The sequence below is a fragment of the Candidatus Pelagibacter sp. PS_23 genome (assembly GCF_059417905.1).
The window spans coordinates 666,875-692,552 of record NZ_CM182071.1 but is presented as its reverse complement, the minus strand read 5'-3'; the positions used below and the strand labels follow the sequence as shown (position 1 = coordinate 692,552).

28 protein-coding genes and 5 tRNA genes are annotated in these 25,678 nt (G+C 30.0%); 21 read left to right on the top strand and 12 right to left on the bottom strand.

Translation table 11 applies throughout. The features are described from left to right. Positions 1-26: 26 nt before the first annotated feature. Genes cysS through AC5SLY_RS03720 form a run of 6 tightly spaced genes read left to right on the top strand, consistent with a single transcriptional unit; the run spans position 27 to position 6,633 of the window. Positions 27-1,388, top strand: coding sequence for a cysteine--tRNA ligase (gene cysS, locus AC5SLY_RS03745; RefSeq protein ID WP_494598570.1), 1,362 nt, complete (start codon positions 27-29; stop codon positions 1,386-1,388). Continuing rightward, a complete protein-coding gene (gene cimA, locus AC5SLY_RS03740) occupies positions 1,385-2,986 on the top strand; it encodes a citramalate synthase (RefSeq protein ID WP_494598569.1) in 1,602 nt (533 codons plus the stop codon). The genes cysS and cimA overlap by 4 nt, the downstream gene beginning before the upstream one ends. Next, positions 2,986-3,699 carry an RNA methyltransferase gene (locus tag AC5SLY_RS03735; protein ID WP_494598568.1) on the top strand — a complete coding sequence of 238 codons (714 nt, stop codon included), beginning with the start codon at positions 2,986-2,988 and terminating at the stop codon, positions 3,697-3,699. The genes cimA and AC5SLY_RS03735 overlap by 1 nt, the downstream gene beginning before the upstream one ends. A gap of 40 nt (positions 3,700-3,739) precedes the next feature. Continuing rightward, positions 3,740-4,357, top strand: a complete 618-nt coding sequence (rpsD, locus tag AC5SLY_RS03730) for a 30S ribosomal protein S4 (protein ID WP_006996782.1) — start codon at positions 3,740-3,742, stop codon at positions 4,355-4,357. Between the two features lie 9 nt (positions 4,358-4,366). Beyond that, the gene (locus AC5SLY_RS03725; RefSeq protein ID WP_494598567.1) at positions 4,367-5,050 is read left to right on the top strand and encodes a methyltransferase domain-containing protein; all 684 of its coding nucleotides are present in this window, start codon (positions 4,367-4,369) and stop codon (positions 5,048-5,050) included. After that, entirely contained in the window at positions 5,047-6,633 is a 1,587-nt protein-coding gene (locus AC5SLY_RS03720) for a hypothetical protein (RefSeq protein ID WP_494598566.1), read from the top strand. The genes AC5SLY_RS03725 and AC5SLY_RS03720 overlap by 4 nt, the downstream gene beginning before the upstream one ends. Here AC5SLY_RS03720 and AC5SLY_RS03715 read toward each other — a convergent pair. From AC5SLY_RS03715 to sfsA, 10 genes are read right to left on the bottom strand one after another with little or no spacing between them, the layout of a single operon-like run. After that, entirely contained in the window at positions 6,630-6,899 is a 270-nt protein-coding gene (locus tag AC5SLY_RS03715) for a hypothetical protein (protein ID WP_494598565.1), read from the bottom strand. The two genes, AC5SLY_RS03720 and AC5SLY_RS03715, sit on opposite strands and share 4 nt — an antisense overlap. Next, entirely contained in the window at positions 6,900-7,238 is a 339-nt protein-coding gene (gene grxD, locus AC5SLY_RS03710; RefSeq protein ID WP_494598564.1) for a Grx4 family monothiol glutaredoxin, read from the bottom strand. It lies immediately after the preceding gene. Then, complete coding sequence (locus AC5SLY_RS03705; RefSeq protein ID WP_006996786.1) at positions 7,238-7,468, bottom strand: BolA/IbaG family iron-sulfur metabolism protein; 231 nt, start codon at positions 7,466-7,468, stop codon at positions 7,238-7,240. Before AC5SLY_RS03705 ends, grxD begins: the two co-directional genes overlap by 1 nt. A 1-nt stretch (position 7,469) precedes the next feature. Further along, positions 7,470-9,662, bottom strand: a complete 2,193-nt coding sequence (gene purL / locus AC5SLY_RS03700) for a phosphoribosylformylglycinamidine synthase subunit PurL (protein WP_494598563.1) — start codon at positions 9,660-9,662, stop codon at positions 7,470-7,472. Next, on the bottom strand, positions 9,662-10,345 hold the full coding sequence (gene purQ, locus AC5SLY_RS03695) for a phosphoribosylformylglycinamidine synthase I (protein WP_494598562.1): 684 nt from the start codon (positions 10,343-10,345) through the stop codon (positions 9,662-9,664). Before purQ ends, purL begins: the two co-directional genes overlap by 1 nt. 6 nt (positions 10,346-10,351) lie before the next feature. After that, positions 10,352-10,594: a phosphoribosylformylglycinamidine synthase subunit PurS gene (purS, locus tag AC5SLY_RS03690; RefSeq protein WP_006996789.1), complete on the bottom strand. Its 243-nt coding sequence runs from the start codon at positions 10,592-10,594 to the stop codon at positions 10,352-10,354. A 1-nt stretch (position 10,595) separates the two neighbouring features. Continuing rightward, positions 10,596-11,378 carry a phosphoribosylaminoimidazolesuccinocarboxamide synthase gene (gene purC / locus AC5SLY_RS03685; protein ID WP_494598561.1) on the bottom strand — a complete coding sequence of 261 codons (783 nt, stop codon included), beginning with the start codon at positions 11,376-11,378 and terminating at the stop codon, positions 10,596-10,598. After that, complete coding sequence (gene purB, locus AC5SLY_RS03680) at positions 11,378-12,670, bottom strand: adenylosuccinate lyase (protein WP_494598560.1); 1,293 nt, start codon at positions 12,668-12,670, stop codon at positions 11,378-11,380. The genes purC and purB overlap by 1 nt, the downstream gene beginning before the upstream one ends. Before the next feature lie 3 nt (positions 12,671-12,673). Next, positions 12,674-13,444, bottom strand: coding sequence for a type I methionyl aminopeptidase (gene map, locus AC5SLY_RS03675; protein WP_020169493.1), 771 nt, complete (start codon positions 13,442-13,444; stop codon positions 12,674-12,676). Beyond that, positions 13,437-14,135, bottom strand: coding sequence for a DNA/RNA nuclease SfsA (sfsA, locus tag AC5SLY_RS03670; RefSeq protein WP_494598559.1), 699 nt, complete (start codon positions 14,133-14,135; stop codon positions 13,437-13,439). The genes map and sfsA overlap by 8 nt, the downstream gene beginning before the upstream one ends. Before the next feature lie 21 nt (positions 14,136-14,156). Here sfsA and AC5SLY_RS03665 point away from each other — a divergent pair, with 21 nt between their 5' ends. The 4 genes from AC5SLY_RS03665 to AC5SLY_RS03650 all read left to right on the top strand — a co-directional run bounded on the left by AC5SLY_RS03665 (position 14,157) and on the right by AC5SLY_RS03650 (position 16,260). Further along, positions 14,157-14,906, top strand: a complete 750-nt coding sequence (locus tag AC5SLY_RS03665) for a competence/damage-inducible protein A (RefSeq protein ID WP_494598558.1) — start codon at positions 14,157-14,159, stop codon at positions 14,904-14,906. Between the two features lie 4 nt (positions 14,907-14,910). Beyond that, positions 14,911-15,312, top strand: coding sequence for a gamma-glutamylcyclotransferase family protein (locus AC5SLY_RS03660; RefSeq protein ID WP_011282161.1), 402 nt, complete (start codon positions 14,911-14,913; stop codon positions 15,310-15,312). 79 nt (positions 15,313-15,391) lie between these two features. Further along, a tRNA-Leu gene (locus AC5SLY_RS03655) sits at positions 15,392-15,476 on the top strand. 4 nt (positions 15,477-15,480) lie between these two features. After that, complete coding sequence (locus AC5SLY_RS03650; RefSeq protein ID WP_494598557.1) at positions 15,481-16,260, top strand: NAD kinase; 780 nt, start codon at positions 15,481-15,483, stop codon at positions 16,258-16,260. 4 nt (positions 16,261-16,264) lie between these two features. Here AC5SLY_RS03650 and AC5SLY_RS03645 read toward each other — a convergent pair. Together AC5SLY_RS03645 and rlmB are read right to left on the bottom strand one after the other, a co-directional pair. Continuing rightward, a tRNA-Thr gene (locus tag AC5SLY_RS03645) sits at positions 16,265-16,340 on the bottom strand. Between the two features lie 33 nt (positions 16,341-16,373). Further along, positions 16,374-17,117 (bottom strand): 23S rRNA (guanosine(2251)-2'-O)-methyltransferase RlmB, encoded by a 744-nt coding sequence (rlmB, locus tag AC5SLY_RS03640; RefSeq protein ID WP_018414179.1) that lies wholly within the window; start codon positions 17,115-17,117, stop codon positions 16,374-16,376. 131 nt (positions 17,118-17,248) lie between these two features. Between rlmB and AC5SLY_RS03635 the strand changes: the two genes are divergently transcribed. The 11 genes from AC5SLY_RS03635 (at position 17,249) to rpoB (ending at position 25,676) form a co-directional block, all read left to right on the top strand. Further along, positions 17,249-17,334, top strand: a tRNA-Tyr gene (locus AC5SLY_RS03635). A gap of 46 nt (positions 17,335-17,380) precedes the next feature. Next, positions 17,381-17,454: transfer RNA gene (locus tag AC5SLY_RS03630), tRNA-Gly, on the top strand. Between the two features lie 47 nt (positions 17,455-17,501). Further along, positions 17,502-18,692 carry an elongation factor Tu gene (tuf, locus tag AC5SLY_RS03625; protein ID WP_271563404.1) on the top strand — a complete coding sequence of 397 codons (1,191 nt, stop codon included), beginning with the start codon at positions 17,502-17,504 and terminating at the stop codon, positions 18,690-18,692. Between the two features lie 7 nt (positions 18,693-18,699). Then, a tRNA-Trp gene (locus AC5SLY_RS03620) sits at positions 18,700-18,775 on the top strand. A gap of 19 nt (positions 18,776-18,794) precedes the next feature. After that, entirely contained in the window at positions 18,795-18,986 is a 192-nt protein-coding gene (gene secE, locus AC5SLY_RS03615) for a preprotein translocase subunit SecE (RefSeq protein ID WP_006996799.1), read from the top strand. Beyond that, entirely contained in the window at positions 18,986-19,516 is a 531-nt protein-coding gene (nusG, locus tag AC5SLY_RS03610) for a transcription termination/antitermination protein NusG (protein ID WP_006996800.1), read from the top strand. Before secE ends, nusG begins: the two co-directional genes overlap by 1 nt. Beyond that, positions 19,516-19,941 (top strand): 50S ribosomal protein L11, encoded by a 426-nt coding sequence (rplK, locus tag AC5SLY_RS03605; RefSeq protein WP_006996801.1) that lies wholly within the window; start codon positions 19,516-19,518, stop codon positions 19,939-19,941. The genes nusG and rplK overlap by 1 nt, the downstream gene beginning before the upstream one ends. Then, positions 19,941-20,630 carry a 50S ribosomal protein L1 gene (gene rplA / locus AC5SLY_RS03600; RefSeq protein ID WP_494598556.1) on the top strand — a complete coding sequence of 230 codons (690 nt, stop codon included), beginning with the start codon at positions 19,941-19,943 and terminating at the stop codon, positions 20,628-20,630. The genes rplK and rplA overlap by 1 nt, the downstream gene beginning before the upstream one ends. A 5-nt stretch (positions 20,631-20,635) precedes the next feature. Further along, entirely contained in the window at positions 20,636-21,136 is a 501-nt protein-coding gene (rplJ, locus tag AC5SLY_RS03595) for a 50S ribosomal protein L10 (protein WP_006996803.1), read from the top strand. Positions 21,137-21,163: 27 nt separating this feature from the next. Next, entirely contained in the window at positions 21,164-21,529 is a 366-nt protein-coding gene (gene rplL, locus AC5SLY_RS03590; RefSeq protein WP_006996804.1) for a 50S ribosomal protein L7/L12, read from the top strand. Positions 21,530-21,584: 55 nt separating this feature from the next. Beyond that, positions 21,585-25,676 carry a DNA-directed RNA polymerase subunit beta gene (rpoB, locus tag AC5SLY_RS03585; RefSeq protein WP_494598555.1) on the top strand — a complete coding sequence of 1,364 codons (4,092 nt, stop codon included), beginning with the start codon at positions 21,585-21,587 and terminating at the stop codon, positions 25,674-25,676. The last annotated feature ends 2 nt before the right edge of the window (positions 25,677-25,678 follow it).

The following is a 25,678-nucleotide window of genomic DNA, read 5'->3' as shown; positions in this document are numbered from 1 at the left end:
TATAATTAAAGTATAATTCTAAGATAATGAACATGGATATTTTTTTAACAAACAATCTAAATAATAAAAAAGAAAAATTTGTTCCAATAAATAGAGAAAACATTGGAATGTATGTTTGTGGTCCAACTGTTTATGACAACCCACACATAGGTAATGCTAGACCTCTTGTTATTTTTGATATTTTGTTCAAAGTTTTAAAATCAAAATATGGTCATGATAAAATAAATTATATAAGAAATATTACAGATGTTGATGATAAAATAATTAAATCAGCAAAAGAAAAAAATCTTTCAATATCTGAATTAACAAACAATGTTATTAAAGATTTTAATGATGATTGTAATTACTTAAATTTAGATAATCCAACCCAACAGCCAAAAGCTACAGATCATATTGATCTCATGATTAAAATGATATCAACTTTAATAGAAAAAAATTTTGCCTATGAGGCAAAGAACCATGTTTATTTTGAAGTTAGCAAATTTGATGATTATGGAAAGCTATCGAATAAAAAATTAGAAGATTTAATTGCAGGATCTAGAGTTGAAGTTTCAGAGAATAAAAAAAAATCAGAAGACTTTGTATTATGGAAACCCTCTAAGGATGATGAACCTTCTTGGGATTCTCCTTGGGGTAAAGGAAGACCTGGTTGGCATTTAGAATGTTCTGCAATGTCTAAAAAATATCTAGGTAACGTATTCGATATTCACGGAGGTGGAATTGATTTAATTTTTCCACATCACGAAAATGAAATTGCACAATCAAGATGTGCGAATGATAGTAAAGTTTTTGCAAATTATTGGATCCATAACGCATTTATTACTATGTCAAATGAAAAAATGGCTAAATCAACTGGCAACATACTTAAGATTAAAGATTTTAAAGATAATGTTGACGGACAAGTTTTAAAACTTGCTCTTATGAGTGCTCACTACAAACAACCATTAGACTGGAACGAAAAGCTCTTAGAAGATTGCAAAAATACTATTGATAAATGGTATGAAGTTTATTTACCCCCAAAAGACAAAATAGTTTTAGATGAAGATATTTTGTCTCCATTATACGATGATTTGAATACACCTGGCTACATTGCAAAGTTACATCAACTTTATGATAAGGCCTTAATAGGAGGAAATGAAGAGAAAAGTTTATTTGTATTAGCTTGTAATTTTATTGGTATTTTAAATAAAACAAAAGAAGAGTGGATTGAATTTAAAAAGAAAAAATCATCCATTAGTGAAGATGATATTTTAGAAATGATTTCACTTAGAAACAAAGCAAGAGAAGATAAAAATTATAAAGAAGCTGATATCATTAGAGATAAGCTTTTAGATAAAGGGGTTTTAATAGAAGACAAAGATGGTAAAACAATTTGGAAACTAAAATGAGCAAACAACAACTTTTTATATTTGATACAACACTAAGAGATGGTGCACAAACACAAGGTGTAGACTTTTCTGTAGATGATAAATTAAAAATTGCCTCAGCTTTAGATAATTTAGGTGTTGATTATATTGAGGGTGGGTGGCCAGGAGCCAACCCTACGGATACTGAATTTTTTCAAAAAAAACATTCATTTAATAATGCTAAACTAACTTCTTTTGGTATGACCAAAAGAACTGGTCGAAGTGCCGATAATGATCCTGGACTATCAGCACTTTTAAACTCAAACACACTGGCAGTTTGTATTGTAGGAAAATCTTGGGATTTTCATGTTGATATAGCACTTGGGATTTCTAATGAAGAAAACTTAGAAAACATTAAAGAGACAGCAAAACACTTTGTTAAAATGAATAAAGAATTCATGTTTGATGCAGAACATTTCTTTGATGGATACAAAGCCAATCCAAATTATGCTTTATCATGTCTTAAAGCAGCATTTGATGAGGGAGCAAGGTGGATTGTTTTATGTGACACTAATGGTGGAACCTTACCTCATGAAATTACAAAAATAGTTACAGAAGTTTCTAAAACTATACCTGGAAAAAATTTAGGGATACATGCACACAATGATACGGGTAATGCAGTTGCGAATTCTTTAGCTGCAGTTTGGGCTGGAGTTAGACAGGTGCAAGGAACCATTAATGGTTTAGGTGAAAGGTGTGGTAATGCTAATTTAATGTCACTAATCCCTACTTTTTTTTTAAAAGAAGATTTTGCAACTAATTTTCAATTAAAAATTAAACCAGACAATATTAAGAAATTAACAGAATGCTCTAGATTGTTAGATGAGATTTTAAATAGAAAACCTAACAAACATCTTCCATACGTTGGTGCTGCTGCTTTTTCTCATAAAGGTGGCCTTCATGTATCCGCGGTTCAAAAAGATCCAAAAACTTATGAACATATTGATCCAGTAGAAGTTGGAAATTCTCGAAACATAGTAGTTTCAGATCAATCTGGAAAATCCAATATAATCTCAAGATTAAAAACTATTGGTATAGAAATAGAAGAGAGCGACCCTAAAATTAAAAAACTTTTAGACGAAGTAAAAGATAGAGAATTTATAGGCTATAGTTATGATGGTGCTGACGCATCGTTTGAATTATTAGCTAGAAGAATTATCAGCAAAATACCAAGGTATATATTGATTAAAGAATACGATGTCTCTGTTAAAAAAGATTCGTCAGGAGCAATTGTTTCTTCTGCAAAAGCTCAGCTTGAAGTTGATGGTGAAAAAATTATGTGTACGGGTGAGGGAAATGGTCCTGTTAATGCACTAGATAATGCTATTAGACAAAATGTAGATCGATTAAACAAATACTCTAAATATTTAAAAGATTTGAAATTAGTTGATTACAAAGTTAGAATTTTAAATACAGGTACGGAAGCAATCACTAGAGTTTCAATAGAAAGCACAGACTCAAAAGGTAAGAACTGGTTCACTATTGGTGTCTCAGCAAATATAATTGATGCTTCATTTAAAGCATTGGTTGATAGTTTAGATTATAAATTATTTAAAGATAAAGCTCCAGCAAGTCTTTAATGTCTTTTAATAATATCTCATTTATTTTACATCAACCTCAATTATCTGAAAATATTGGAGCTTGTGCGAGAGCTCTTAAAAACTTTAATTTTAAAAAGCTAGTTATTGTTAAACCAAAACCAATTTTTCCAAATGATAAAATTTTAGCAACCTCAGTTGGTGCTAAAGACCTAATTATTAATGCTAAAGTTCATGAAACTTTAGAATCTGCTGTAAAAAAGGTAGATTATGTTATTGCAACATCTGCAAGGTTTAGAAATAAAAATATTAAACATATTAATTTAGACGATTTAAAAAAAATTGATTTTAATAAAAAGATAGCTTTTTTATTTGGTTCTGAAGCGTCTGGCTTATCTAATAATGAGATTAGTTATGCTAATTACACTATGCAAATCCCAACTAACCCTGATTTTAAATCTTTAAATCTGTCACATAGTGTTATTATTATTGCTCATACAGTAGCAAGCATTATTAATTTAAAGGGTGTAAAATATTCTAAATCAAAAAAAGTAACCTTAGCTAGCAAAAGTGACATTCAAGCTATGACTAACTTATGCATCAAAAAACTAGAGGAAAAACACTTTTTTAAACCCTTGGAGAAGAGACCTATTATGCTTGAAAACTTAAGAAGCATTTTTTCTAAAATGGAGCTTTCTGAGAAGGAAACGCGTATTTTATCCAGTGTATTTGCAAGTTTGTCCAAAAAAGGTTGATTGACAAAATAATGAGTAAGTTTATAACCCCACCTATCAAATGACAAAAAGAATAAGCGCTAAACATAAAATAGATAGAAGGTTAAAAATTAACCTATGGGGTAGACCTAAAAGTCCTTTTAATAAAAGGGATTATGGTCCAGGACAACACGGACAAGGTAGAAAAGGAAAACCTTCTGATTACGGAATTCAGCTACAAGCTAAGCAAAAATTAAAAGGTTACTACGGTAACATTAACGAAAGACAATTCAGAAATATTTATAAAAAAGCTACCATGTTAAAAGGGGATACGGGTGAAAATTTAATTGGTTTGCTTGAAAGAAGATTAGATTCTGTTGTTTATAGAGCAAGATTTTCAACAACAGTATTTTCAGCGAGACAACTTATTAACCATGGTCACGTAAGAGTTAACGGTAAAAAAGTTAACATTGGAAGTTACGTTGTTAAAGAAGAAGATATAATTGAAATTAGAGATAAATCTAAACAGTTGGCTATAATTGATATTGCTCTAGCTAGTAAAGAAAGAGAAACTCCTGAATACATTAATTTAGATGAAAAAAATAAAAAAGTTACTTTTGTTAGAACACCTAAGTTTGACGAAGTTCCTTATCCAGTAATAATGGAACCTAATTTGGTTATTGAATATTATTCAAGATAAAAATTCTTGATGAGCAAAATCAACTATGATGGTTTTGAGCTTGATACCTTTGATGCTGCAAAAAAATTTAGAAATTATCAAATTTATTATCTTAAAAGTTATATTAAAGATCCATTTTTAGAGGTCGGTGCAGGAAAAGGTGGTTTAACAAATTTATATGAAAAATTTACAAAAGATATAACGTTATTAGAACCTGATAATAAACTTTTCCAAATATTAAAAAAGAAATTTAAAAAAAAAAAAATTAAAATTAAAAATCAGACCATAGATAAGATAAAGTTTAAATATCAAACAATAATTTATTTTGATGTTCTTGAACATATTAAAGATGATTTAAAAGAAGTAAAAGTAGCCTCTAAAAAATTAAAAAAAAGTGGAAACTTAATTTTTAATGTTCCAGCCCATCAATTATTTTATAATGAATTTGATAAAGCAGTTGGTCATTTTAAAAGATATAATAAAAAAGATTTTCAAGATATTGAAAAGAAAACTGATTTAAAAATTGAAAAATTAATTTATTACGATTCTATTGGTTTATTATTTTTAATATTAAATAAGATATTTAGGTTAAAAAAAACTAATTTAAAAAATAAAATCTATTTTTGGAATATACTAATACCACTATCAAAAATAATTGATAAACTTACCTTTAATAAATTTGGCAAATCTCTTCTTTGTGTATTTAAAAAATGATAGATACAAAAAATCATTTATTTAGAATTTTTTTTATTTTATATCTATTTATCGGTATCTACTTGAGCTTAACTACTGGTATATCTCATGATGAATACCACGAGCAGTTAAATTGGGAAAAAAATGTCGAAGGTATAATTAGTTTTTTAAGCACTGGTAAATACCAAAATTTGATTAATTATATTGATAAATATCATGGAATTGGTTTTCATTATATTTCCATACCATTTCAAAAGTTATTTAATGGAATTGTTTATAATTTTAATGATATTTCTCAATATGGAGCTTTACTTGTAGCAAAACATTCAGCTATTTTTTTTGTATTTACAATTTCAGGTTATTTTTATTTTTTAATTAACTTTAAAATATCCCAAGATTTATTGTTTTCAAAAATATCTACAATTATATATTTATTGTATCCCTATCTTTTTGGTCACGCACAGTTTAATCTTAAGGATATTCCTTTTTTATCATTTTGGATAATATGTTCTTATTTTTTTTTAAATATTATTGAAGATTTTTACTTAGATAAAAAAATTAAATTAAAATCACTTTTCTTTCTTTCTTTTTTAACTGCATTTTTAATTAGTATAAGAATTTCAGGATTAATAATTTTTATCCAATATTTTATTGGATTAATTACGCTATTTAATTTTAAAAAATTTAATTTAAATAATATAATTTTAAAAAATGTATCAAATATTTTTATTTCTATATTTTCATTTTTGATTTTTGTTTATATTCTTAATCCTATTACATGGCACAATCCCTTTGAGATTATAAATTCATTAGAATGGATGAGTAAATATTACCATAATACCTGCACCCTTACACTTGGTGAATGCATGAAAGCTTTAAATTTACCTTCAAGCTATTACTTCATCTGGTTATTTTTTAAGTTACCTTTAATTATAATTTTGGGTATTTTTTTATTTCCTATTTGTGAAAATAAAATTTTTAATAATAAAAATATTTTGACACGAATTTATTATCTAATTTTTTTAATCACACCTTTAATAATAATTTTAATCTTTATACTCAAAAGTGTTGCAATTTATGATGAGATTAGACATGTCATGTTTTTAGTGCCATTAATTTTTATAACCTCATTGTTTAATATATATATTTTTAATAAAAAATTATTTTACTCTCTTTCTTTTTTGACATTAATTTTTTTTATTTTAGAAAATATAGCTTTAAAACCATATCAATATACTTGGTTAAATTCTTTTGCCAAATTTACAAATATAGAAAAAAATTTTGAAATTGATTATTGGGGTATAAGTAATAAAAAATTACAAAAAGAAATAATTAAAGATTTTAATACAAGAGACTTAGATGAAAATATTTGTATCTTTGGTGATGCTTATACTAAAGAATTTTTAAGTAATACAAATTTTAACTGCTTTAAAATCTATTCAGAAACTGATGCTGAAACAAATAGACCTTTTTATGCATATAAAAATGTTAGAAATGTTAAACGATCTGATCCTAAAGATTGTGAGTTAATTTTTAATGAAGGGTATAAATATACTTTTCTTAAAAAAAAAATTAGTACAGGGACTTTATGGTTCTGTGATTAGTTTTGATTAGCTTCTTCTAATTCTTTTTTGATCTTATTTAAAAAAGTATTAATTAATTTGGCATCTTCTTTTGAAAGGTATCTTTCTTTCTTAATGCCTTTATTTATTTCTTCTCTAATTTTATTAACACCTTCTTTACGTCCCTCTTTAGAAGTGAAAGCGCTTATTTGATTTGAGTATTTACTTATTTGTTTTCCTATAGTGAACTCATAAATAAGTATTACTGCTATTACAGAAATTATTATTTTGTATATAAACGATTTCACTTAGTCTTTTTTCTTAAAATTAATTCCTTTTAATTCAAATGTTTTTTGAAGCTCACCATTTTCGTACATTTCCTTAACAATATCACAGCCACCAACAAATTCACCTTTGACATAAATTTGTGGAATAGTAGGCCAGTCACTAAATTCTTTTATACCTTCTCTTAAAGACTGAGATTCAAGAACATTTATTCCTTTGTAATTCACTTCTAAAATTTTTAACATGTTTGATACAGCCATAGAAAATCCACATTGAGGAGCATCTGGCGTTCCTTTCATAAATAAACATACATCGTTAGTATCTATGTAATTTTGAATTAAATTTTTTGTGCTATCGTCCATTATTGTTCCTTTGTTTTAATTGCTAATGCATGAAGTTCGTTACCCATTTTTCCTTTTAAAGAATTGTATACCATTTTGTGTTGTTCAATTTTACTTTTTCCTGAAAACTCTTTAGAGGTTATTGTCGCTGAGTAGTGATTACTATCTCCAGCAAGATCTTGAATTTCTATTATAGCATCTGGTAAAGCTTCTTTAATGAGTGTTTCAACTTCTTTTATATCCATTGCCATTTTAATTTTCCATGTAGTTCGTTAGCCAATTTGTATGTGATTTAATCAAATCGTCAATTGATACTTTTGTCTTATCGTCAATTATTAAATTATCTTCATTTACTAACCCAAGTTCATCAAAATGTACGGAGTTTTCTTGAAGTATTTTAGTAGCATTTTCTAGATCATCTTTACTAATTTCAATAATGTATCTTCCCTGATCTTCACCAAATAAGTATTCAAATTTATTAATTAAGTAATTAGATTTTTTAAGAGTTGCACCTTTTTTACCTTTAATACACATTTTGGAAAGAGCAGTAATTATTCCACCTAAAGAAACATCGTGAGCAGATTTTATAAATTTTTTATCAATAAGCTTTAAAATTGTTTCACCATTATTTTTTTCATTAAAAAGATTAATTTCAGGAGGAGGTCCATTTTTTTCATTTAGAATATCTCTTGCAAATAAACTTTGATCCAAGTGACCTTCAGTTTTACCAATAACTAAAAGTATATTATCAGCTTCTTTTAAATCCATTGTAACCATGTTTTGGTAATCTTTAATTAAACCAACCCCCCCAATTGCTGGTGTAGGTTTAATCCCAATATCTTTAGTTTGGTTGTAAAATGAAACGTTCCCAGAAACTACTGGAAACTTTAAGTAAGCGCTCGCTTCACCTAAACCTTGAACACATTCAACAAACTCACCCATATTTTCTTCATTTTCAGGACTACCAAAATTTAAGCAATTAGTAATAGCAATTGGTTTAGCACCAACTGAAATTAAGTTCCTCCAACTTTCACAAACAATTTGCTTTCCCCCACTTAAAGGGTGAGCCCAACAATATACAGCAGATGAATCTACAGATGCAGCAACAGCTTTATTGGTACCATGAACCCTAACAACACCAGCATCTCCACCAGGTTTTTGAATGGTATCTCCCATAACAGTATGATCGTATTGTTGCCAAATCCACTCTTTGCTACACACATTTGGATTAGATAATATTTTGTTTAAAACATTTTTTATTTTTAAGGTTTTAAATTGTTCTTTCTCAACTTTAATTTTTTTAGGTAATTTAGCTTTTTTCCATTTTCGATCATACATAGGTGAGTTCTCAACCAATGTGTTAACAGGAATATCTGCTACCTTTTCTTCATTAAAATGAAGTTCAATTTTTTTACTTTTTGTTGTTTGACCAATTACAGCGAAATCTAAATTCCATTTATCAAATATTTTTTTAGCCATTTCTTCTTTGCCATTTTCTAAAACAATAAGCATTCGTTCTTGGCTTTCAGATAGCATAATTTCATAAGGGGACATATTTGCTTCTCTACAAGGAACTTTATTCAAATTGATTTCAATTCCTAAATTTCCTTTTGAAGCCATTTCAATACTTGAAGAAGTTAATCCAGCAGCACCCATATCCTGAATAGCAATAATCGAATCTCCTGCCATTAATTCTAAACAAGCTTCTAATAAAAGTTTTTCTGTAAATGGATCTCCAACTTGAACAGTTGGTTTTTTTTCTTCAATTTTATCATCAAATGAAGCTGATGCCATACTTGCACCATGAATTCCATCACGACCTGTTTTTGAACCAACATAGATCACAGGTTTTCCTAAACCTGCAGCTTTTGAATAAAAAATTTTATCTTTTTTTACATGACCTAAGGTCATAGCATTTACTAAAATATTACCATTATAAGACTCGTCAAAACTAGTTTGACCAGCAATTGTTGGAACCCCCATGCAATTACCATATCCACCTATACCGTGAACAACTCCACGTAATAAATTCTTAGTTTTTTTATGTTGAGGTGAGCCAAAATGAATTGAGTTTAAATTAGCTATTGGCCTTGCTCCCATTGTAAAGACATCTCTCATAATTCCACCAACACCCGTTGCGGCACCTTGATAAGGTTCAATAAATGAAGGGTGATTATGACTTTCAATTTTAAATACTATTGCATCATTATCACCAATATCAATAACACCAGCATTTTCACCAGGACCTTGAATTACGTTTTTTCCTTTAGTAGGTAAGTTTTTAAGATGAAATCTTGAAGATTTATAAGAACAATGCTCATTCCACATTGCTGAGAAGATACCAAGCTCAGTAATATTGGGAACTCTTTTTAACAAATCACAGATTTTTTTATATTCATCTTTTTTTAAACCATGATCAATTGCAAGCTGTTCGTTAACTATCATTATTTCAAATTATTAATTAAGTTTTGAAAAAAAATTGAACCATCTTCACCTGAAAGAGCAGGGTCTATCATTCTTTCTGGATGAGGCATCATTCCTAAAACATTTTTTTGTTTATTAAACACACCAGCTATATTTTGTAATGAACCATTTGGATTAGATTGCTCATTAACATTTCCGTTTTCATCTGAATAAAATAAAGCTATTTGATTATTGTCATTAATTTCTTTAATTTGATCATTAGAGCAAAAGTAATTTCCTTCATTATGAGCTATATGAAACTCGTAGACGTTTTTTTTATCATTTTTAAAATAAGAGTTATCTTTATTGTTAGCTTTAACAAAAACATTTTTGCAAATAAATTCTAGGTATTTATTTCTAAGCAGCACACCTGGTAGCAAACCAGATTCTACTAAAATTTGAAAACCATTACAGATCCCCATAACTTTACCACCCCCTTGAGCAAAGTTTAATACCGATTTCATAATTTTTGATTTTGATGCCATACTTCCACATCTAAGGTAGTCCCCATATGAAAAACCACCCGGTAAAACTACTAAATCACTTTTGGGTAGCTCAACATCATCATGCCAAACCATTTTATTTTTAAAGCCAAATTTTTTTAAAGCAACATCCATGTCTCTATCACAATTAGATCCAGGAAAGGTTATTACGGATGAATGCATTTTTTATTATTGTGATCCAATAATTTTAAAGTCTTCTATTACTAAGTTTGCTAAAAGTTTCTTACACATTTCTTCAACTTTTTTTTCAGCCTTTTTCTTATCGTCTTCTTTAGTGTCAATTTCAAAATATTTTCCTTGTCTTACTTCATTAATTCCTTCAAAACCCATACCATCCAGGGTTTGATGGATAACTTTACCTTGAGGATCTAAAACATCTTTTTTAAGAGTTATAATTACAGATATTTTCATATTATTTTCTTTTTTTAACTGATCTTAACTTTGTAACATTAACAGCGCTTAAATTTGATTGCTCATGAAATATACCAAGTCTTTTTGCAACTTCAGTATATGCGGGTATCAAATCACCTAAATCTTTACGAAATCTATCTTTATCTAGTTTTTTATCAGTAATACTGTCCCATAATCTGCAAGTGTCAGGACTAATCTCATCAGCTAGGATAACCTCATTTTTCCCATTTTCTTTAAGTCTTCCAAATTCAAGTTTGAAATCAATTAGTTTAATTCCAACTCCTCTAAACATTCCAATCATAAAATCATTAATTCTAAGGATCATTTTTTTAACTTTTTCTAACTCAGATTTTGTAGCCCAATCAAAAGCTAAAATATGCTCTTCAGCAATAAGTGGATCACCCAATTTATCATCTTTAAGGCAATACTCTAATAGTGGCTGTTTTAGAACTGTTCCATCTTCGATACCTAATCTTTTAGTAATAGAGCCTGTTGCAACATTACGAACAATAAATTCAATAGGTATAATCTCAACTAATTTGATAATTTGTTCTCTCATATTTAGTCTTTTTACTAAATGATTTTTAATCCCAATTTGAGTTAGGTTTGATAAAATATGTTCTGAAATTCTATTGTTTAAAACACCTTTGCCTTCAATTGTTGATTTTTTCAAATTATTAAAAGCAGTTGCATCATCTTTAAAATATTGAATAACTAAATTTTTATCAGATGTTGCATAAATTATTTTAGCTTTACCTTCGTATAATTTTTTACCTTTTTTCATTATTTGAATACTCTTCTAAAAATTAAATCTACGTTTTTAAAATGCGATGAATAATTGAATATAGCCCTTAATCTTTTTGATGAAATTTTAGCCATTATGAATTTATCATCTGATATAACATCAAATAAATTTAGATTTTCTGCAAAACATTTTTTTGCATAATTTTGAACCATTTTGTAAGATTGTTCTCTACTTAAACCTGATTTTGTTAGCTCTAACATTACTTCTTGTGAAAAAATTAAACCTTTAGTTATATTTAAATTTTCAATCATTTTTTTTGGATAGACAATCATTTTATCTAAAATATTACTTAGTCTTGCTAAAGCAAAATCTAAGGTAATATTTGCGTCTGGACCAATATTTCTTTCAACACTTGAGTGAGAAATATCTCTTTCATGCCATAGTGCAATATTTTCAAGAGCAGGGATAACAGCACTTCGAACCATTCTAGCAAGTCCTGTTAAATTTTCACTTAAGATTGGATTTTTTTTATGAGGCATTGCAGAAGAACCTTTTTGATCCTTTGAAAAAAACTCTTGCACTTCATAAACTTCAGTTCTCTGTAAATGTCTAATCTCAATTGCAACTCTTTCAACTGATCCTGCAATAATTCCAAGAATTGAAAAATAAAAAGCATGCCTATCTCTTGGTATTACCTGTGTTGATATAGGCTCAACTTTTAATCCAAGTTTTTTTGCTACATGTTTTTCAACATTAGGATTAATATTTGCAAATGTGCCAACAGCACCAGAGATTGCGCATGTTGAAATTTCATCAATTGCATCAACTAATCTTTTTCTATTTCTCTTAAACTCCTCATAAAATGAAGCTAATTTTAAACCAAAAGTTATAGGTTCAGCGTGAATTCCGTGACTTCTACCCATGCAAGGAGTGTATTTGTATTTTTTGGCTTGTTTCTTTAAAACTTTTAGAATTTGATCGATATCACTGAGTAAAATTTTACCAGATTGAACTAATTGAATATTTAAACTGGTATCTAAAATATCAGAAGAGGTCATACCTTGGTGAAGGTATCTTGCTTTAATCCCTGCTTTTTCAGTAACAGATGTTAAAAATGCTATAACATCGTGCTTAACTTTACTCTCAATTTGATGAATTCTTTTAACGTTTATTTTAGCTTTTCTTCTAACAATTGATGAAACACCTTTTGGAATTTGACCTAATTTTTCCATGGCTTCTGCTGCTGCAACCTCTACATCGAGCCAAATTTGGTATTTGTTTTGCTCTGACCATATGTCAGTTAGTGGTTTTCTAGAATATCGTTCAATCATTAATTATAAGTAAGGAGGCTTAGAATAACCTTTAACAGATTCTGTAAAGATTTCATAACCATTTTCAGTAATACCTAGCGTATGTTCAAATTGTGCTGATAAAGATTTGTCTTTTGTAACTGCTGTCCAGCCATCTTTTAGCATCTTTACATCCCATTCACCGATATTTATCATAGGCTCAATTGTAAAAGTCATTCCAGGTCTAAGTTCCATCCCTGTATTTCTTCTTCCATAATGTAAAATATTAGGTGGTTCGTGGAATGTTGTGCTTATTCCATGACCACAAAAATCTCTAACGACTGAGTAGCCTTTTTTTTCAACAAAAGATTGTATTTCATATCCAATGTCACCCAATTTTAATCCTGGTTTTAATAAGTTGATTGCTCTCATCATCGACTCGTATGTAGCATCAATTAAGTTATTAACTTTAACAGGAGTTTTTCCAACACAAAACATTCGACTTGTATCACCATAATGTTCATCAACTATAGCTGTTACATCAACATTTAAAGCATCACCTTCAACTAAAACTCTATCAGAAGGTATACCGTGACAAACAACATGATTTAAAGAAGTGCATAATGATTTTTTAAACCCTCTATAAAAAAGTGGAGCTGAGTAACCACCGTTGTCCCTAATAAATTCATATCCTAATTTATCTACAAACTCTGTGGTTACACCTGGCTTAATATTATCTGTAAGCATATCAAGAGTTCTTGCTGCAAGATTTCCAGCAACTCTCATCTTTTCAAATTTTTCTAAATAATCAGGCATTAATAATTTTAATTTTTTTATCTATTTTAATTTCTTTTGAATTTATTTTACATTGATAAGCCAAAAAGTTAACCCCAGCTTTTTTTGCAAGTAAATAATTTTCATAATATTCTTTATCAATGTCTTTTGCTATTTTAAAATTATCCACACCCTCTATTTGGACTAAAAATAATAGATAGGATTTATAGCCCTTTTTAACCGCCTCTATAAGTGTTTTTAAATGTTTTGACCCTCTAGTGGTAACGGCGTCTGGAAATTCTGCAGTTTTTTCTTCTCTGAATAAAGTAACATTTTTAACTTCTACAAATATTTTTTGTTTATTTTTTTCAAGTAAAAAATCAAACCGTGTTTCTTTATCAAAAAATACCTCAGCCTTGATACTGTCATTGTTTGCAACTTCTTTAACTAAATTATTTGTTAAACCATGGAAGGCAATTTTATTTGCAAAATGAGTATTAACACCAACTAAATTTTTTTTAACCTTAACTATTTCAAGGGTATATTTTAATTTTCTTTTTGGGTCATCATTTTTAGATACATAAACTTCATTTCCTTCATCTAATAAGCCCTTCATAGATCCAGTATTAGGGCAATGCGCTGTAACAATTTCCTTGCCAATTTTAACGTCTGTAAAAAACCTCTTATAACGTTTGATCAGTTTGCCTTTTATTAAAGCTTTGGTAAATTCCATATTTAAATTGTATATTTAATAATGACCCAAAATACAAAATTTAATGCAGCAATACTTATTATTGGTAATGAGATCCTATCTGGAAGAACGCAAGACACTAATACCAGCACAATTGCACAATGGTTAAACTCAATTGGTGTAAAAGTTAACGAAGTTAGGGTTATTCCAGATATAGAAATTACAATTATTGAGACCGTTAATCATTTAAGAAAAGTAAATAATTATGTATTTACAACTGGTGGTATAGGACCAACTCATGATGATATTACTGCGCAGTCTATTTCTAAAGCATTTAATCTTGAGTATGAAATTCACAAAGAAGCTTTTAAAATATTAGAAGCTTACTACAAAGTAGGTGAATTTAATGAAGGTCGACAAAAAATGGTATGGATGCCACGTAATGCTAATTTAATATTAAATCCAACAAGTGGTGCTCCAGGATTTAGTGTTGAAAATGTTTTTTGTTTACCAGGAGTTCCTTCAATTTTAAAATCAATGTTAGGTGGATTAAAAAACAAGATAGTAGGGGGAGATCCAATATTAAGTCATACAATAAGTTTAAAAACTGTTGAAAGTGAAATTGCAAACTCTTTAACCAATGTTCAAGATAACAATAAAGATGTTGAAATTGGAAGTTACCCATTTTTTCATGCAGGAAAATTAGGTGTATCGATAGTGATAAGATCTGAAGACCAACTTAAAATTGATAAGTGTAGTTCTGAAATATTAGAGTTTGTTAATCAAAAAAAAATAGAAGTAGTTGTTAGATAGTTTGATGCTTTATTTTGCTTACGGAAGTAATCTTAATCATTTTCAAATGAAAAGAAGATGCAAGGATAGTGTCTTTTTAAAAAAAATTAATTTAACTAATTTTAAACTAACCTTTAGAAGCAAATATAGAGCTGCTGATATAGAGCCTAAAAAAAACTCAATTGTTCCTGGTGCTTTATTTGAAATATCTAAAAGTGATGAAAAAAAATTAGACGTTTATGAAGATTATCCAGTTCTATATAAAAAATATTATTTTACTTATTATGGTAAAAAAGTAATGACCTATACCATGACTAAAAAAACTTTATTTGCATATCCAACAGAACGATATTTAAATGTTGTAAAGAGAGGTTATAAAGATTGTAATTTAGATAATCGTATTCTTAAAAAAGCATTAAAAGCTTAATTAAAATATTGATATGATTTGTTAACAAAAAGAAGTTGAGTTATAAATAAAAACAGTTAAACAAATGAAAATAGTACATGCCCTCGTGGTGAAATTGGTAGACACAACGGACTTAAAATCCGTGCCTTTTTGGAGTGCCAGTTCGAGTCTGGCCGAGGGCACCACTCAATGAGAGATAAAGTATATTTAGTATTTGATAAAACCAAAGTCTCTCTTAAGATTAAATCAATCTTAATTAAAAAAGTTAACATTACATCTTTAAGAAAATCCAACATAATAATTGTTCTAGGAGGAGATGGTTTCATGCTTCAAACTTTAAAAAAATTACACAAATATAAAAAACCTTTCTATGGAATTAATTCTGGAAACTATGGTTTTTTGATGAATAAGTTTTCTAATGAAAACTTTATTAAAAATTTGAATATCTCTAACAGTGTAATGATTTATCCTTTACAAATGACTGTGACTAATAAAAAAAATCAAACAAAAAAATCAATAGCTATCAATGAAGTGTCAATATTAAGACAAAGTAAGCAGGCATCATCAATTTCGATTACTGCTAATAAGAAAAATATTATTAAAAATTTAATCTCTGATGGCGTATTAGTTTCAACACCGGCAGGTAGTACAGCTTATAATTTATCAGCACATGGACCAATTCTAAATTTAGATTCAAGAAAGCTAGCAGTAACTCCGATTAGTCCCTTCAGACCTAGAAGATGGAAGGGTACAATTATTAGTGATAAATCTAAAATTTTAATAAAAAATTTAGATACAAATAAAAGACCTATCAGTGCTGTTGCAGATAATTTTGAGGTTAGAAATGCAAAAATAATTAAAATTCAAGCCAATAAAAAAATTAGCTTTGAATTATTATATGATAAAAATAACAGTCTTCACAAAAAAATAAAGATTGAACAAACACGTAAAGAAACTTCAAATAATTAAGTGATGGTGCCCCCGCACGGAGTCGAACCGCGGACCTATTGATTACAAATCAATTGCTCTACCAGCTGAGCTACAAGGGCATAAACGATTTCTATTAAGAAATCTTAGACTAATCAAGAATTTTTTTTCAAATAACTTAAATGATGAAACACAATCGCTGCACTATTTGAGATATTTAAGCTTTCTACATCCTTATTTATGTCAATCTTCACAAAAAAATCTGTGTACTTTCCAGTATGCTCTCTCATACCAAAACCTTCAGATCCGAACAAAAGAACATTTTTTCCTTCCCATTTGATATCTGTAAAGTCTTTTTCTCCTCTTGCATCAAATCCATAAACCCAAAAATTTTTTTCTCTTAAATTTTTAAGTGTTGAATTTATGTTTGATACTTCAAAAATATTAATATGCTCCATGCATCCACTTGCGGCTTTATACATAAGCTTACTATCAGACGGAAATTGTCTTTCTTTAACTATTAATCCATCTATATGAAATGAAGAAGCACTTCTAATTAACGATCCAATATTTCTAGGGTCTGTTACTTCATCAATGCAAACAAATGTTAATTTATTTTTTCCTTTTATAAATTCTTTTAGGTCTGGTTGATCGATATGCTCAACTTCTGCAATGTACCCACCGTGCATAATTTGATCTTTAGAAGTATACTTATCTAATTCTTTTTTTGATTTAAAATAGACTTTAACGTCTTCAAGGACATTTTTCTTCGGGTTCTTTCTATGAATATTTTTTTTACTTTCTTCTGTTAAAAAAACTTTTAAAACCTTTCTTTTGGGGTTTCTTAAAGCCTCAATTACAGCATGTTGACCAACGATTAAAAAAGATGATTTATTCATAAAATTATCTTTGTTTTATACGTATTTTCCTCCATTTTCACAGTAAATCTCGTGTTGCAATTGCATAATAAAAATATATAAAACGCATGTTGTTTGAAGCTTTATTGAGCAAGGGGACACTTCCCCAAAAAGGAGGGGTTCCAGAGCGGTCAAATGGGGCGGGCTGTAAACCCGTTGACTTCGGTCTTCGAAAGTTCGAATCTTTCCCCCTCCACCAATCAATAAAATTTTTTATAACAATGGAGTGTTATTCTTGATGTTGTGCGGGTGTAGTTCAATGGTAGAACGCTAGCCTTCCAAGCTGGATGTAAGAGTTCGATTCTCTTTACCCGCTCCAAGAAAAAAAGAAATTATTAATAAAACTAAAACTGAGGTAAAAACGTAATGTCAAAAGAAAAGTTCGTAAGAAATAAACCACACTGTAACATCGGTACAATTGGTCATGTCGACCATGGTAAGACAACATTAACAGCTGCTATCACAATTACATTAGCAGAACTTGGTGGAGGAAAAGCTGTTGCTTACGATCAGATTGATAAAGCTCCTGAAGAAAAAGAAAGAGGGATTACAATTTCAACTGCTCACGTTGAATATGAAACTGAAAAAAGACACTACGCACACGTTGATTGCCCAGGTCACGCTGACTATGTAAAAAATATGATTACAGGTGCAGCTCAAATGGATGGAGCTATCCTAGTAGTTAATGCTGCTGATGGTCCTATGCCTCAAACTAGAGAACACATTCTTTTAGGAAGACAAGTTGGTATTCCTGCAATTGTTGTTTACTTAAATAAAGTAGATCAAGTTGATGATAAAGATATGATTGAACTTGTTGAAGAAGAAATTAGAGAACTTTTAACTTCATACAAATATCCAGGTGATAAAACTCCTATCGTTAAAGGATCTGCATTAGCTGCTGTTGAAGGCAGAGATGAAGAAATTGGAAAAAATTCTATTGTAGAATTAATGAAAGCTGTTGATGAATTTATTCCTCAACCAACTAGAGATATTGACAAGCCTTTCCTAATGCCTGTTGAGGATGTTTTCTCAATTTCAGGTAGAGGAACTGTTGCAACTGGAAGAATTGAATCTGGTGTTATTAAAACAGGTGAAGAAGTTGAAATCGTAGGGGTTACTGCAACTAAAAAATCAGTTTGTACTGGTGTTGAAATGTTCAGAAAGCTTTTAGATTCAGGTGAAGCAGGTGATAACGTTGGTATTCTATTAAGAGGTGTTGAGCGAGATGACATTCAAAGAGGACAAGTTCTTTGTAAACCCGCTTCAATTACACCGCACACTAAATTTGAAGCTCAGGCTTATGTACTTAAAAAAGATGAGGGTGGAAGACACACTCCTTTCTTTACTAAATACAGACCTCAGTTTTACTTTAGAACAACTGATGTAACTGGAGAAGTTACATTACCAGCTGGAACTGAAATGGTTATGCCTGGTGATGACGCTAAATTCACTGTTACATTAATTACTCCAATTGCGATGAGCGAAAAATTAAACTTTGCTATTCGTGAAGGTGGTAGAACAGTTGGAGCTGGAGTAGTAACTAAAATTATAGAGTAAACTCTATAGGAGTGTAGCTCAATTGGTAGAGTGCCGGTCTCCAAAACCGGAGGTTGAGGGTTCGATTCCCTCCGCTCCTGCCAATATGCTAAACAGTATATTATGAAAAACCCGATAAAATTTATCCAAGAAGTAAAACAAGAAGCTTTTAAAGTTTCTTGGCCTACAGGAAAAGAGACAATGCAAGGTGCATTAATGGTGTTTGCTATGGCAGTTATTATGTCTCTTTTCTTTTTGCTTCTTGATCAAGTACTTAAATTTTTATTGGAAGCTTTACTAAAGGTAAGTATTTAATGAAAAATTGGTATATTGTTCAATCTCACTCAAATTTTGAGAATAAGGTTGCAGGATTAATTAAGGAAGAAGCTGAAAAAGCAAAAATTTCTGACAAAATTGAAGAAATTGTTGTTCCAACACACGATGTAACAGAAGTAAAAAGAGGAAAGAGAATTCAGAGAAAAAAGAAATACTTTCCTGGTTATGTTTTGATTAAAAGTGAAATGGATAATGATCTTTATCATTTAATTAAAAACTTAAAGCGTGTGAGTGGTTTTTTAGGCTCAAAGGGCATTCCTGTTCCTGTTTCAGATAAAGAAATAGAAAAGATTTTAGGACAAATAAAAGATGGTGTAGCTCAGCCAAAATCTGGTATAGAATACAGCATTGGTGAAAAAGTTCAGGTCGTTGACGGTCCTTTTGCATCATTCAGTGGTATGGTTGAAGATATAGATGAAGAGAAATCAAGACTTAAGGTTTCAGTTTCAATATTTGGAAGACCAACACCAGTTGATTTAGAATATAACCAAGTAGAGAAAGCAAGTTAATGGCAAAAGAAATTAGTGGATATATAAAATTACAAATTATGGGTGGCCAAGCCAATCCAGCACCGCCAGTTGGTCCTGCGTTAGGTCAACGGGGAATTAATATAATGGAATTTTGTAAAGCTTTTAACGATAAAACAAAAGCATTTGCTGGAAAACCAATTCCAGTAGTTATCACCGTATATAAAGATAAAAAATTTGATTTTGAAATTAAATCACCGCCAGCATCACATTTTATTAAAGAAGCTGCTAAACTTAAAGGTGGATCTAAAGAGCCAGGCAGAAGTATTGCTGGATCAATTACAAAAAAACAAGCAGAAGAAATTGCAACCCAAAAGATGAAAGATCTTAATGCTCACGATCTTGAGCAAGCAGTAAAAATTATTGCAGGATCAGCAAGATCAATGGGAATAGAGGTTAAAGACTAATGCCATCAAAAAGATTTAAACAATTACCTGAAAAAACAAAAGATTTAACTGCTGACGTTATTGAAAATCTATTAGCGACTGTTAAAAAAAATTGTACTACAAAATTTGATGAATCAATTGACTTGAGCTTTCAAGTGAACAACAAACAAAAAAAAGGTGAAGTAAATATTAGAACTGTAGTTAACTTACCAGGTGGAACAGGTAAAAAAGTGAAAGTAGCTGTTGTTTGTGAGGATACAAAAGCCAAAGAAGCCAAAGATGCTGGTGCTGATATAGTTGGTAGCGATGAATTTATAGATAAAATTAAAGCAGGTGAACTTAATTTTGAAAAATTAATTTGTACACCAGGTATGATGGTTAAATTATCTAAGCTTGGAAAAGTTTTAGGACCAAAAGGATTAATGCCTAACCCTAAATTAGGATCAGTTTCAGAGGACATTAAGCAAGCAGTAACAAATGCTAAATCAGGACAAGCAGAAATTAGAAACGATAAAGATGGAAATATTGGTGTAAGTATAGGTAAGAAATCTTTCCATGATGATCAATTGCTTAAAAATTTTCATGCTATTTTAGATACTTTAGATAAAGAAAAAGGAAACCTAACTTTAAAAGGTGACTTAATAAAAAATACTTTTATAACGTCAAGCATGGGTGTTTCGTATAAAGTTAAATTAGGAAAAGCTATATAGTTATGATGAACAAGGAACAAAAAAAGAATTATATTAGTGAAATGGAAACACAGTTTCAGAATAATGAAGCTGTAATGGTAACTCACTACCAAGGCCTTACAATGTCTCAACTTGATGAACTTAGAGCGCAAATGAGAGAACATGGCATTAAGTTCACTATAACAAAAAATAGAATTACTAAAATTGCACTAGAAAAAACTAAGTGCAAGGAACTATCAAATTTATTTACAGGAGCTACTGCAGTCGCTTTTTCTAATGACGCGATAATATCAGCTAGAATTTTATCTAAATTTGCCAAAACAAACGAAAGTTTGAAACTTTTAGGTGGAATTATGGGTAATGAGGTATTAGACCAAGCTGCAGTTCAAAATGTAGCAAATTTACCAACCCTTGATGAAGCAAGAGCTAACCTTGTGGGAATTTTGGCTACACCAGCATCAAAATTAGTAAGTATTTTACTTGCACGATCCGAAAAAATGAGTAGTTTGAGCCCAGAAAATTCTTAAAAAAACAACCTAAAGAGTAAAAAAAATATGCCTGATCTAAACAAAATTATTGAAGACTTATCAAGTTTAACTGTCGTTGAAGCAGCTGAACTTTCAAAACAGCTTGAAGAAAAGTGGGGCGTTACAGCTATGGCTGCCGCAGCACCAGCAGCAGCAGCAGGTGGAGCAGCTGAAGAAGCAAAAGATGATTTTACAATCATGTTAATTTCTGCAGGTGATAAAAAAATTAATGTTATTAAAGAAGTTAGGGCAGCAACATCTTTAGGTCTTAAAGAGGCAAAAGATTTAGTTGAGGGTGCACCAAAAGAAGTTAAGTCTGGTGTAAACAAGAAAGACGCTGAAGAGATCAAGGCTAAGTTGGAAGCAGCTGGCGCAAAAGTAGAACTTAAATAAATTAATTAGAAAGATTTCATAACTGGTTAATTTATTAATCAGTGATTAGTATTAAATGCAATTATCTTTTACTCAAAAGAAAAATGTAAGAAAAAGCTTTGGAAAGCTTTCGGAAACTTTATCTATTCCAAATTTAATTGAAGTTCAAAAAAACTCATACAAACAACTTACTGATTTTGACAGTGAAGCTGGGGATTTATCAAAAGGATTTGATAGAGTTTTTAAAAGTATTTTTCCGATAGAAGATCTAAATGATAAAGCAACATTAGAATACGTTTCTTATAGACTTGAAAAACCAAAATTTGATACTGAAGAATGTATTCAAAGAGGATTATCTTTTACGTCAGCATTAAAATGTACTTTAAGATTGGTTGTTTACGAAATTGACCAAGAAAATAATACTAAAGATATTTTATCTGCCAAAGAGCAGGAAGTTTATATGGGTGAAGTACCTATGATGACTGATAGCGGAACTTTTATAACAAACGGTGTTCAAAGAGTTGTTGTAAACCAAATGCACAGAAGTCCGGGTGTTTTCTTTGATCATGATAAAGGCAAATCACATGCAAGTGGTAAATTATTATTTAATTGTAGAGTTATTCCTAACAGAGGATCTTGGTTAGATTTAGAGTACGATGTTAAAGATTTTTTATATTTTAAGATCGATAGAAAGAAAAAAATATTTGCTTCAACTCTTTTGATGGCTTTAGGTTTAACTAAATCAGAAATAGCTGATGAGTTTTATGATAAAGATACTTATTCATTTGATGCGAAAACAGGTAAATGGAAAACAAAATTTAATCCTGAAAATTACAAAGCAAAAAATTTTTCTGAAGAAGTTACTGATGCTAAAACAGGAAATGTAGTAATTAAGCTTGGTGATAAAATTAATTTTTTAACTGCTAAAAAGTTAGCTTCAGATGGGCTTAAAGACATTCTAGTATCTCAAGAGTCTTTAATTGGAAAATATTTGCATAATGAAGTTAAAGTTAGTGATGATGAAGAAGAAGGTACTTTTGGAATTGGTACAGAGTTAGATGATACCATTATTAAGCAAATTTTAGAGGCTAACATTAGCTCAATTGAAATTTCTATTACTAATTCTATTAATAAAGGACCTTATTTATTAACAACTATCTTAAATGATAAAAATAATTCAAAAAATGATGCAATTACTGAAATTTACAAGGTTTTAAGACCAGGTGAACCGCCAACAGTTGAGATTGCTACACAGATATTTAATAACCTGTTCTTTAGTTCAGATAGATACGATCTTTCTGATGTTGGTAGAGTTAAGATGAACTCGAGACTGAACCTTGAGTGTTCTGATAAAATTACAATTTTAAGAAATGACGACATAATTGCTATCGTTCATAAAATGTTAGATTTAAGAGATGGTAAAGATGAAGTTGATGATATTGATCACTTAGGTAACAGAAGAGTAAGATCTGTTGGCGAACTTGTTGAAAACCAAGCGCGTATTGGTGTTTACAGAATGGAAAGAGCGATTAAAGAAAAAATGACAACTCTTGATATTGAATCAGCAATGCCACAAGATTTGATTAACGCAAAACCATTAACAGTTTCTCTTAAAGATTTTTTTGTAAGTTCACAACTTTCTCAATTTATGGATCAAACAAATCCATTATCAGAAATTACACACAAAAGAAGAGTTTCAGCTTTAGGACCAGGGGGGTTAACTAGAGAAAGAGCTGGGTTTGAGGTACGTGATGTTCATCCAACTCACTACGGAAGAATTTGTCCAATTGAAACACCTGAAGGACCGAACATTGGTTTGATTAATAGCTTATCTACTTATGCTAAAATTAATAAGTATGGTTTTATTGAAAGTCCTTATAAAAAAGTTTTAAACGGTGTAGTTCAAGATAAAGTTGAATATCTTTCAGCGATGGAAGAAACAAAATATACAATTGCTCAAGCTAATGCAAAAATAGATAAATCTGGAAAAATTTTAGAAGAACTTGTTCCTTGTAGAGAAAATTTAAACTTCGTTTTATCAAATCCAAGTAAAATTGATTATATTGATGTTTCACCTAAACAGTTAGTTTCTGTTGCAGCCTCTCTAATCCCTTTCTTAGAAAATGATGATGCGAACAGAGCTCTAATGGGATCTAACATGATGAGACAAGCGGTTCCTTTATTAAAACCAGAATCTCCTTTAGTTGGTACTGGAATTGAAAGTGATGTTGCTCTTGATTCAGGTGTAACTATTGTTGCTAGTCGTGATGGTACAGTAGATAAAATTGATGGAAAAAGAATTGTAATCAAAGCAACTGAAGAAACGGATTTCACTAAATCAGGTGTGGATATTTATAACCTGCAAAAATTTAAAAGATCAAACCAAAATACATGTATTAACCAAAAACCACTTGTTAGAGTAGGTGATAAAGTTAAATCAGGAGATATTATTGCTGACGGACCATCTACTAAACTAGGTGAGTTAGCACTCGGAAAAAATGTGACAGTAGCATTTATGCCTTGGCAAGGTTACAATTTTGAAGACTCTATTTTAATTTCTGAAAGATGTGTCACGGATGATGTATTTACATCAGTTCATATTGTTGAATATGAAGTTATGGCTAGAGATACAAAATTGGGTGAAGAAGAAATCACTAGAGATATTCCAAATGTAAATGAAGAAGCGCTAAAAAACCTTGATGAATCTGGAATTGTTTATATTGGCGCTGAAGTAAAAGCTGGCGATATATTAGTTGGTAAAGTTACACCTAAAGGAGATTCAGCATCTGGACCTGAGGAAAAATTATTAAGATCTATTTTTGGTGAAAAAGCAATCGATGTAACTGACACATCATTAAAAATGTCTAGAGGAAGCAGTGGAACGGTTGTTGATGTTAGAGTATTTAATAGACATGGTATAGAAAAAGATGAAAGATCTATTACAATTGAAAGAGCAGAAATTGATACTGTTCAACAAGACAAAATTGTAGAGGAAGAAATTCTAGAAAGAAGCATAAAACAAAGAGCTAATCAAATTTTATCAGGAGCTTCTTTAACTAAAAAAATAAAAGATTTAGACGTAGGTACCAAACTTGATCTTGAGACAATTAATAAAATTAATATTAACGATGTATTCAAAATAACAGTAGACAATGTTAATGATGAAGCGAGTATTGCTCAATTAAAAGATCAATACAATCAAGCAAAACAAGATATTCAAGAAAGATTCGAAGATAAGGTTTTAAAGATTAGAAGTGGTGATGATTTATTACCAAGTGTTATGAAAATGGTAAAAGTTTTTGTTGCGATTAAAAGAAGATTAAGACCAGGTGATAAGATGTCGGGTAGACACGGAAACAAGGGTGTAGTCAGTAAAATTGTCCCTGTTGAAGATATGCCTTATAGGGAAGATGGAAGACCTGTTGACATTGTATTAAATCCACTTGGAGTTCCAAGTCGTATGAACGTAGGTCAAATTTTAGAAACTCACCTTGGTTGGGCTTGTAAAGAATTTGGTGAAGAAGTTAAAAGATTAGTTAATGAAAATAATAAAAAATTTGAAAAAACTGAAAAAATTTCATCATTCCTAAAATCTGTTTATGGTAAAGAAGTGTTTGATGGGGGAATTGACAAATTAAACAAAACTGAATTTTCAGATTTATGTGAAAACATACAAAATGGTATAGCTATTTCAACTCCAGTATTTGATGGAGCTAAAGAAAAAGATGTTTCTGAAATGCTTGAGTTAGCAAAATTACCTACCTCAGGTCAAACTAATTTATGGGATGGCAGAACAGGTGAAATGTTTGATAGACCTGTAACCGTTGGTATTATTTATATGCTTAAACTGCATCACTTGGTTGAGGATAAAATTCACGCAAGATCTACTGGTCCTTATAGTCTTGTTACACAGCAGCCATTGGGTGGTAAAGCACAACTTGGTGGACAAAGATTTGGTGAAATGGAAGTGTGGGCTCTTGAAGCGTATGGAGCTTCGTACACATTACAAGAAATTTTAACAGTTAAGTCAGATGACGTTGCTGGAAGAGTTAAAGTTTACGAAACGATTGTTAAAGGTGAAGAAAATTTTGAGTCTGGTATTCCAGAGTCATTCAACGTTCTAGTTAAAGAAATTAAATCATTAGCACTAAACATAGAGTTAAATTAAAT

Excerpts from the sequence above, each read along its gene's own strand:
- cysS (WP_494598570.1), top strand. The coding sequence starts at position 27 with ATGAACATGGATATTTTTTTAACAAACAATCTAAATAATAAAAAAGAA.
- cimA (WP_494598569.1), top strand. The coding sequence starts at position 1,385 with ATGAGCAAACAACAACTTTTTATATTTGATACAACACTAAGAGATGGT.
- AC5SLY_RS03735 (WP_494598568.1), top strand. The coding sequence starts at position 2,986 with ATGTCTTTTAATAATATCTCATTTATTTTACATCAACCTCAATTATCT.
- rpsD (WP_006996782.1), top strand. The coding sequence starts at position 3,740 with ATGACAAAAAGAATAAGCGCTAAACATAAAATAGATAGAAGGTTAAAA.
- AC5SLY_RS03725 (WP_494598567.1), top strand. The coding sequence starts at position 4,367 with ATGAGCAAAATCAACTATGATGGTTTTGAGCTTGATACCTTTGATGCT.
- AC5SLY_RS03720 (WP_494598566.1), top strand. The coding sequence starts at position 5,047 with ATGATAGATACAAAAAATCATTTATTTAGAATTTTTTTTATTTTATAT.
- grxD (WP_494598564.1), bottom strand. The coding sequence starts at position 7,238 with ATGGACGATAGCACAAAAAATTTAATTCAAAATTACATAGATACTAAC.
- AC5SLY_RS03705 (WP_006996786.1), bottom strand. The coding sequence starts at position 7,468 with ATGGCAATGGATATAAAAGAAGTTGAAACACTCATTAAAGAAGCTTTA.
- purL (WP_494598563.1), bottom strand. The coding sequence starts at position 9,662 with ATGATAGTTAACGAACAGCTTGCAATTGATCATGGTTTAAAAAAAGAT.
- purQ (WP_494598562.1), bottom strand. The coding sequence starts at position 10,345 with ATGCATTCATCCGTAATAACCTTTCCTGGATCTAATTGTGATAGAGAC.
- purS (WP_006996789.1), bottom strand. The coding sequence starts at position 10,594 with ATGAAAATATCTGTAATTATAACTCTTAAAAAAGATGTTTTAGATCCT.
- purC (WP_494598561.1), bottom strand. The coding sequence starts at position 11,378 with ATGAAAAAAGGTAAAAAATTATACGAAGGTAAAGCTAAAATAATTTAT.
- purB (WP_494598560.1), bottom strand. The coding sequence starts at position 12,670 with ATGATTGAACGATATTCTAGAAAACCACTAACTGACATATGGTCAGAG.
- map (WP_020169493.1), bottom strand. The coding sequence starts at position 13,444 with ATGCCTGATTATTTAGAAAAATTTGAAAAGATGAGAGTTGCTGGAAAT.
- sfsA (WP_494598559.1), bottom strand. The coding sequence starts at position 14,135 with ATGGAATTTACCAAAGCTTTAATAAAAGGCAAACTGATCAAACGTTAT.
- AC5SLY_RS03665 (WP_494598558.1), top strand. The coding sequence starts at position 14,157 with ATGACCCAAAATACAAAATTTAATGCAGCAATACTTATTATTGGTAAT.
- AC5SLY_RS03660 (WP_011282161.1), top strand. The coding sequence starts at position 14,911 with ATGCTTTATTTTGCTTACGGAAGTAATCTTAATCATTTTCAAATGAAA.
- AC5SLY_RS03650 (WP_494598557.1), top strand. The coding sequence starts at position 15,481 with ATGAGAGATAAAGTATATTTAGTATTTGATAAAACCAAAGTCTCTCTT.
- rlmB (WP_018414179.1), bottom strand. The coding sequence starts at position 17,117 with ATGAATAAATCATCTTTTTTAATCGTTGGTCAACATGCTGTAATTGAG.
- tuf (WP_271563404.1), top strand. The coding sequence starts at position 17,502 with ATGTCAAAAGAAAAGTTCGTAAGAAATAAACCACACTGTAACATCGGT.
- secE (WP_006996799.1), top strand. The coding sequence starts at position 18,795 with ATGAAAAACCCGATAAAATTTATCCAAGAAGTAAAACAAGAAGCTTTT.
- nusG (WP_006996800.1), top strand. The coding sequence starts at position 18,986 with ATGAAAAATTGGTATATTGTTCAATCTCACTCAAATTTTGAGAATAAG.
- rplK (WP_006996801.1), top strand. The coding sequence starts at position 19,516 with ATGGCAAAAGAAATTAGTGGATATATAAAATTACAAATTATGGGTGGC.
- rplA (WP_494598556.1), top strand. The coding sequence starts at position 19,941 with ATGCCATCAAAAAGATTTAAACAATTACCTGAAAAAACAAAAGATTTA.
- rplJ (WP_006996803.1), top strand. The coding sequence starts at position 20,636 with ATGAACAAGGAACAAAAAAAGAATTATATTAGTGAAATGGAAACACAG.
- rplL (WP_006996804.1), top strand. The coding sequence starts at position 21,164 with ATGCCTGATCTAAACAAAATTATTGAAGACTTATCAAGTTTAACTGTC.
- rpoB (WP_494598555.1), top strand. The coding sequence starts at position 21,585 with ATGCAATTATCTTTTACTCAAAAGAAAAATGTAAGAAAAAGCTTTGGA.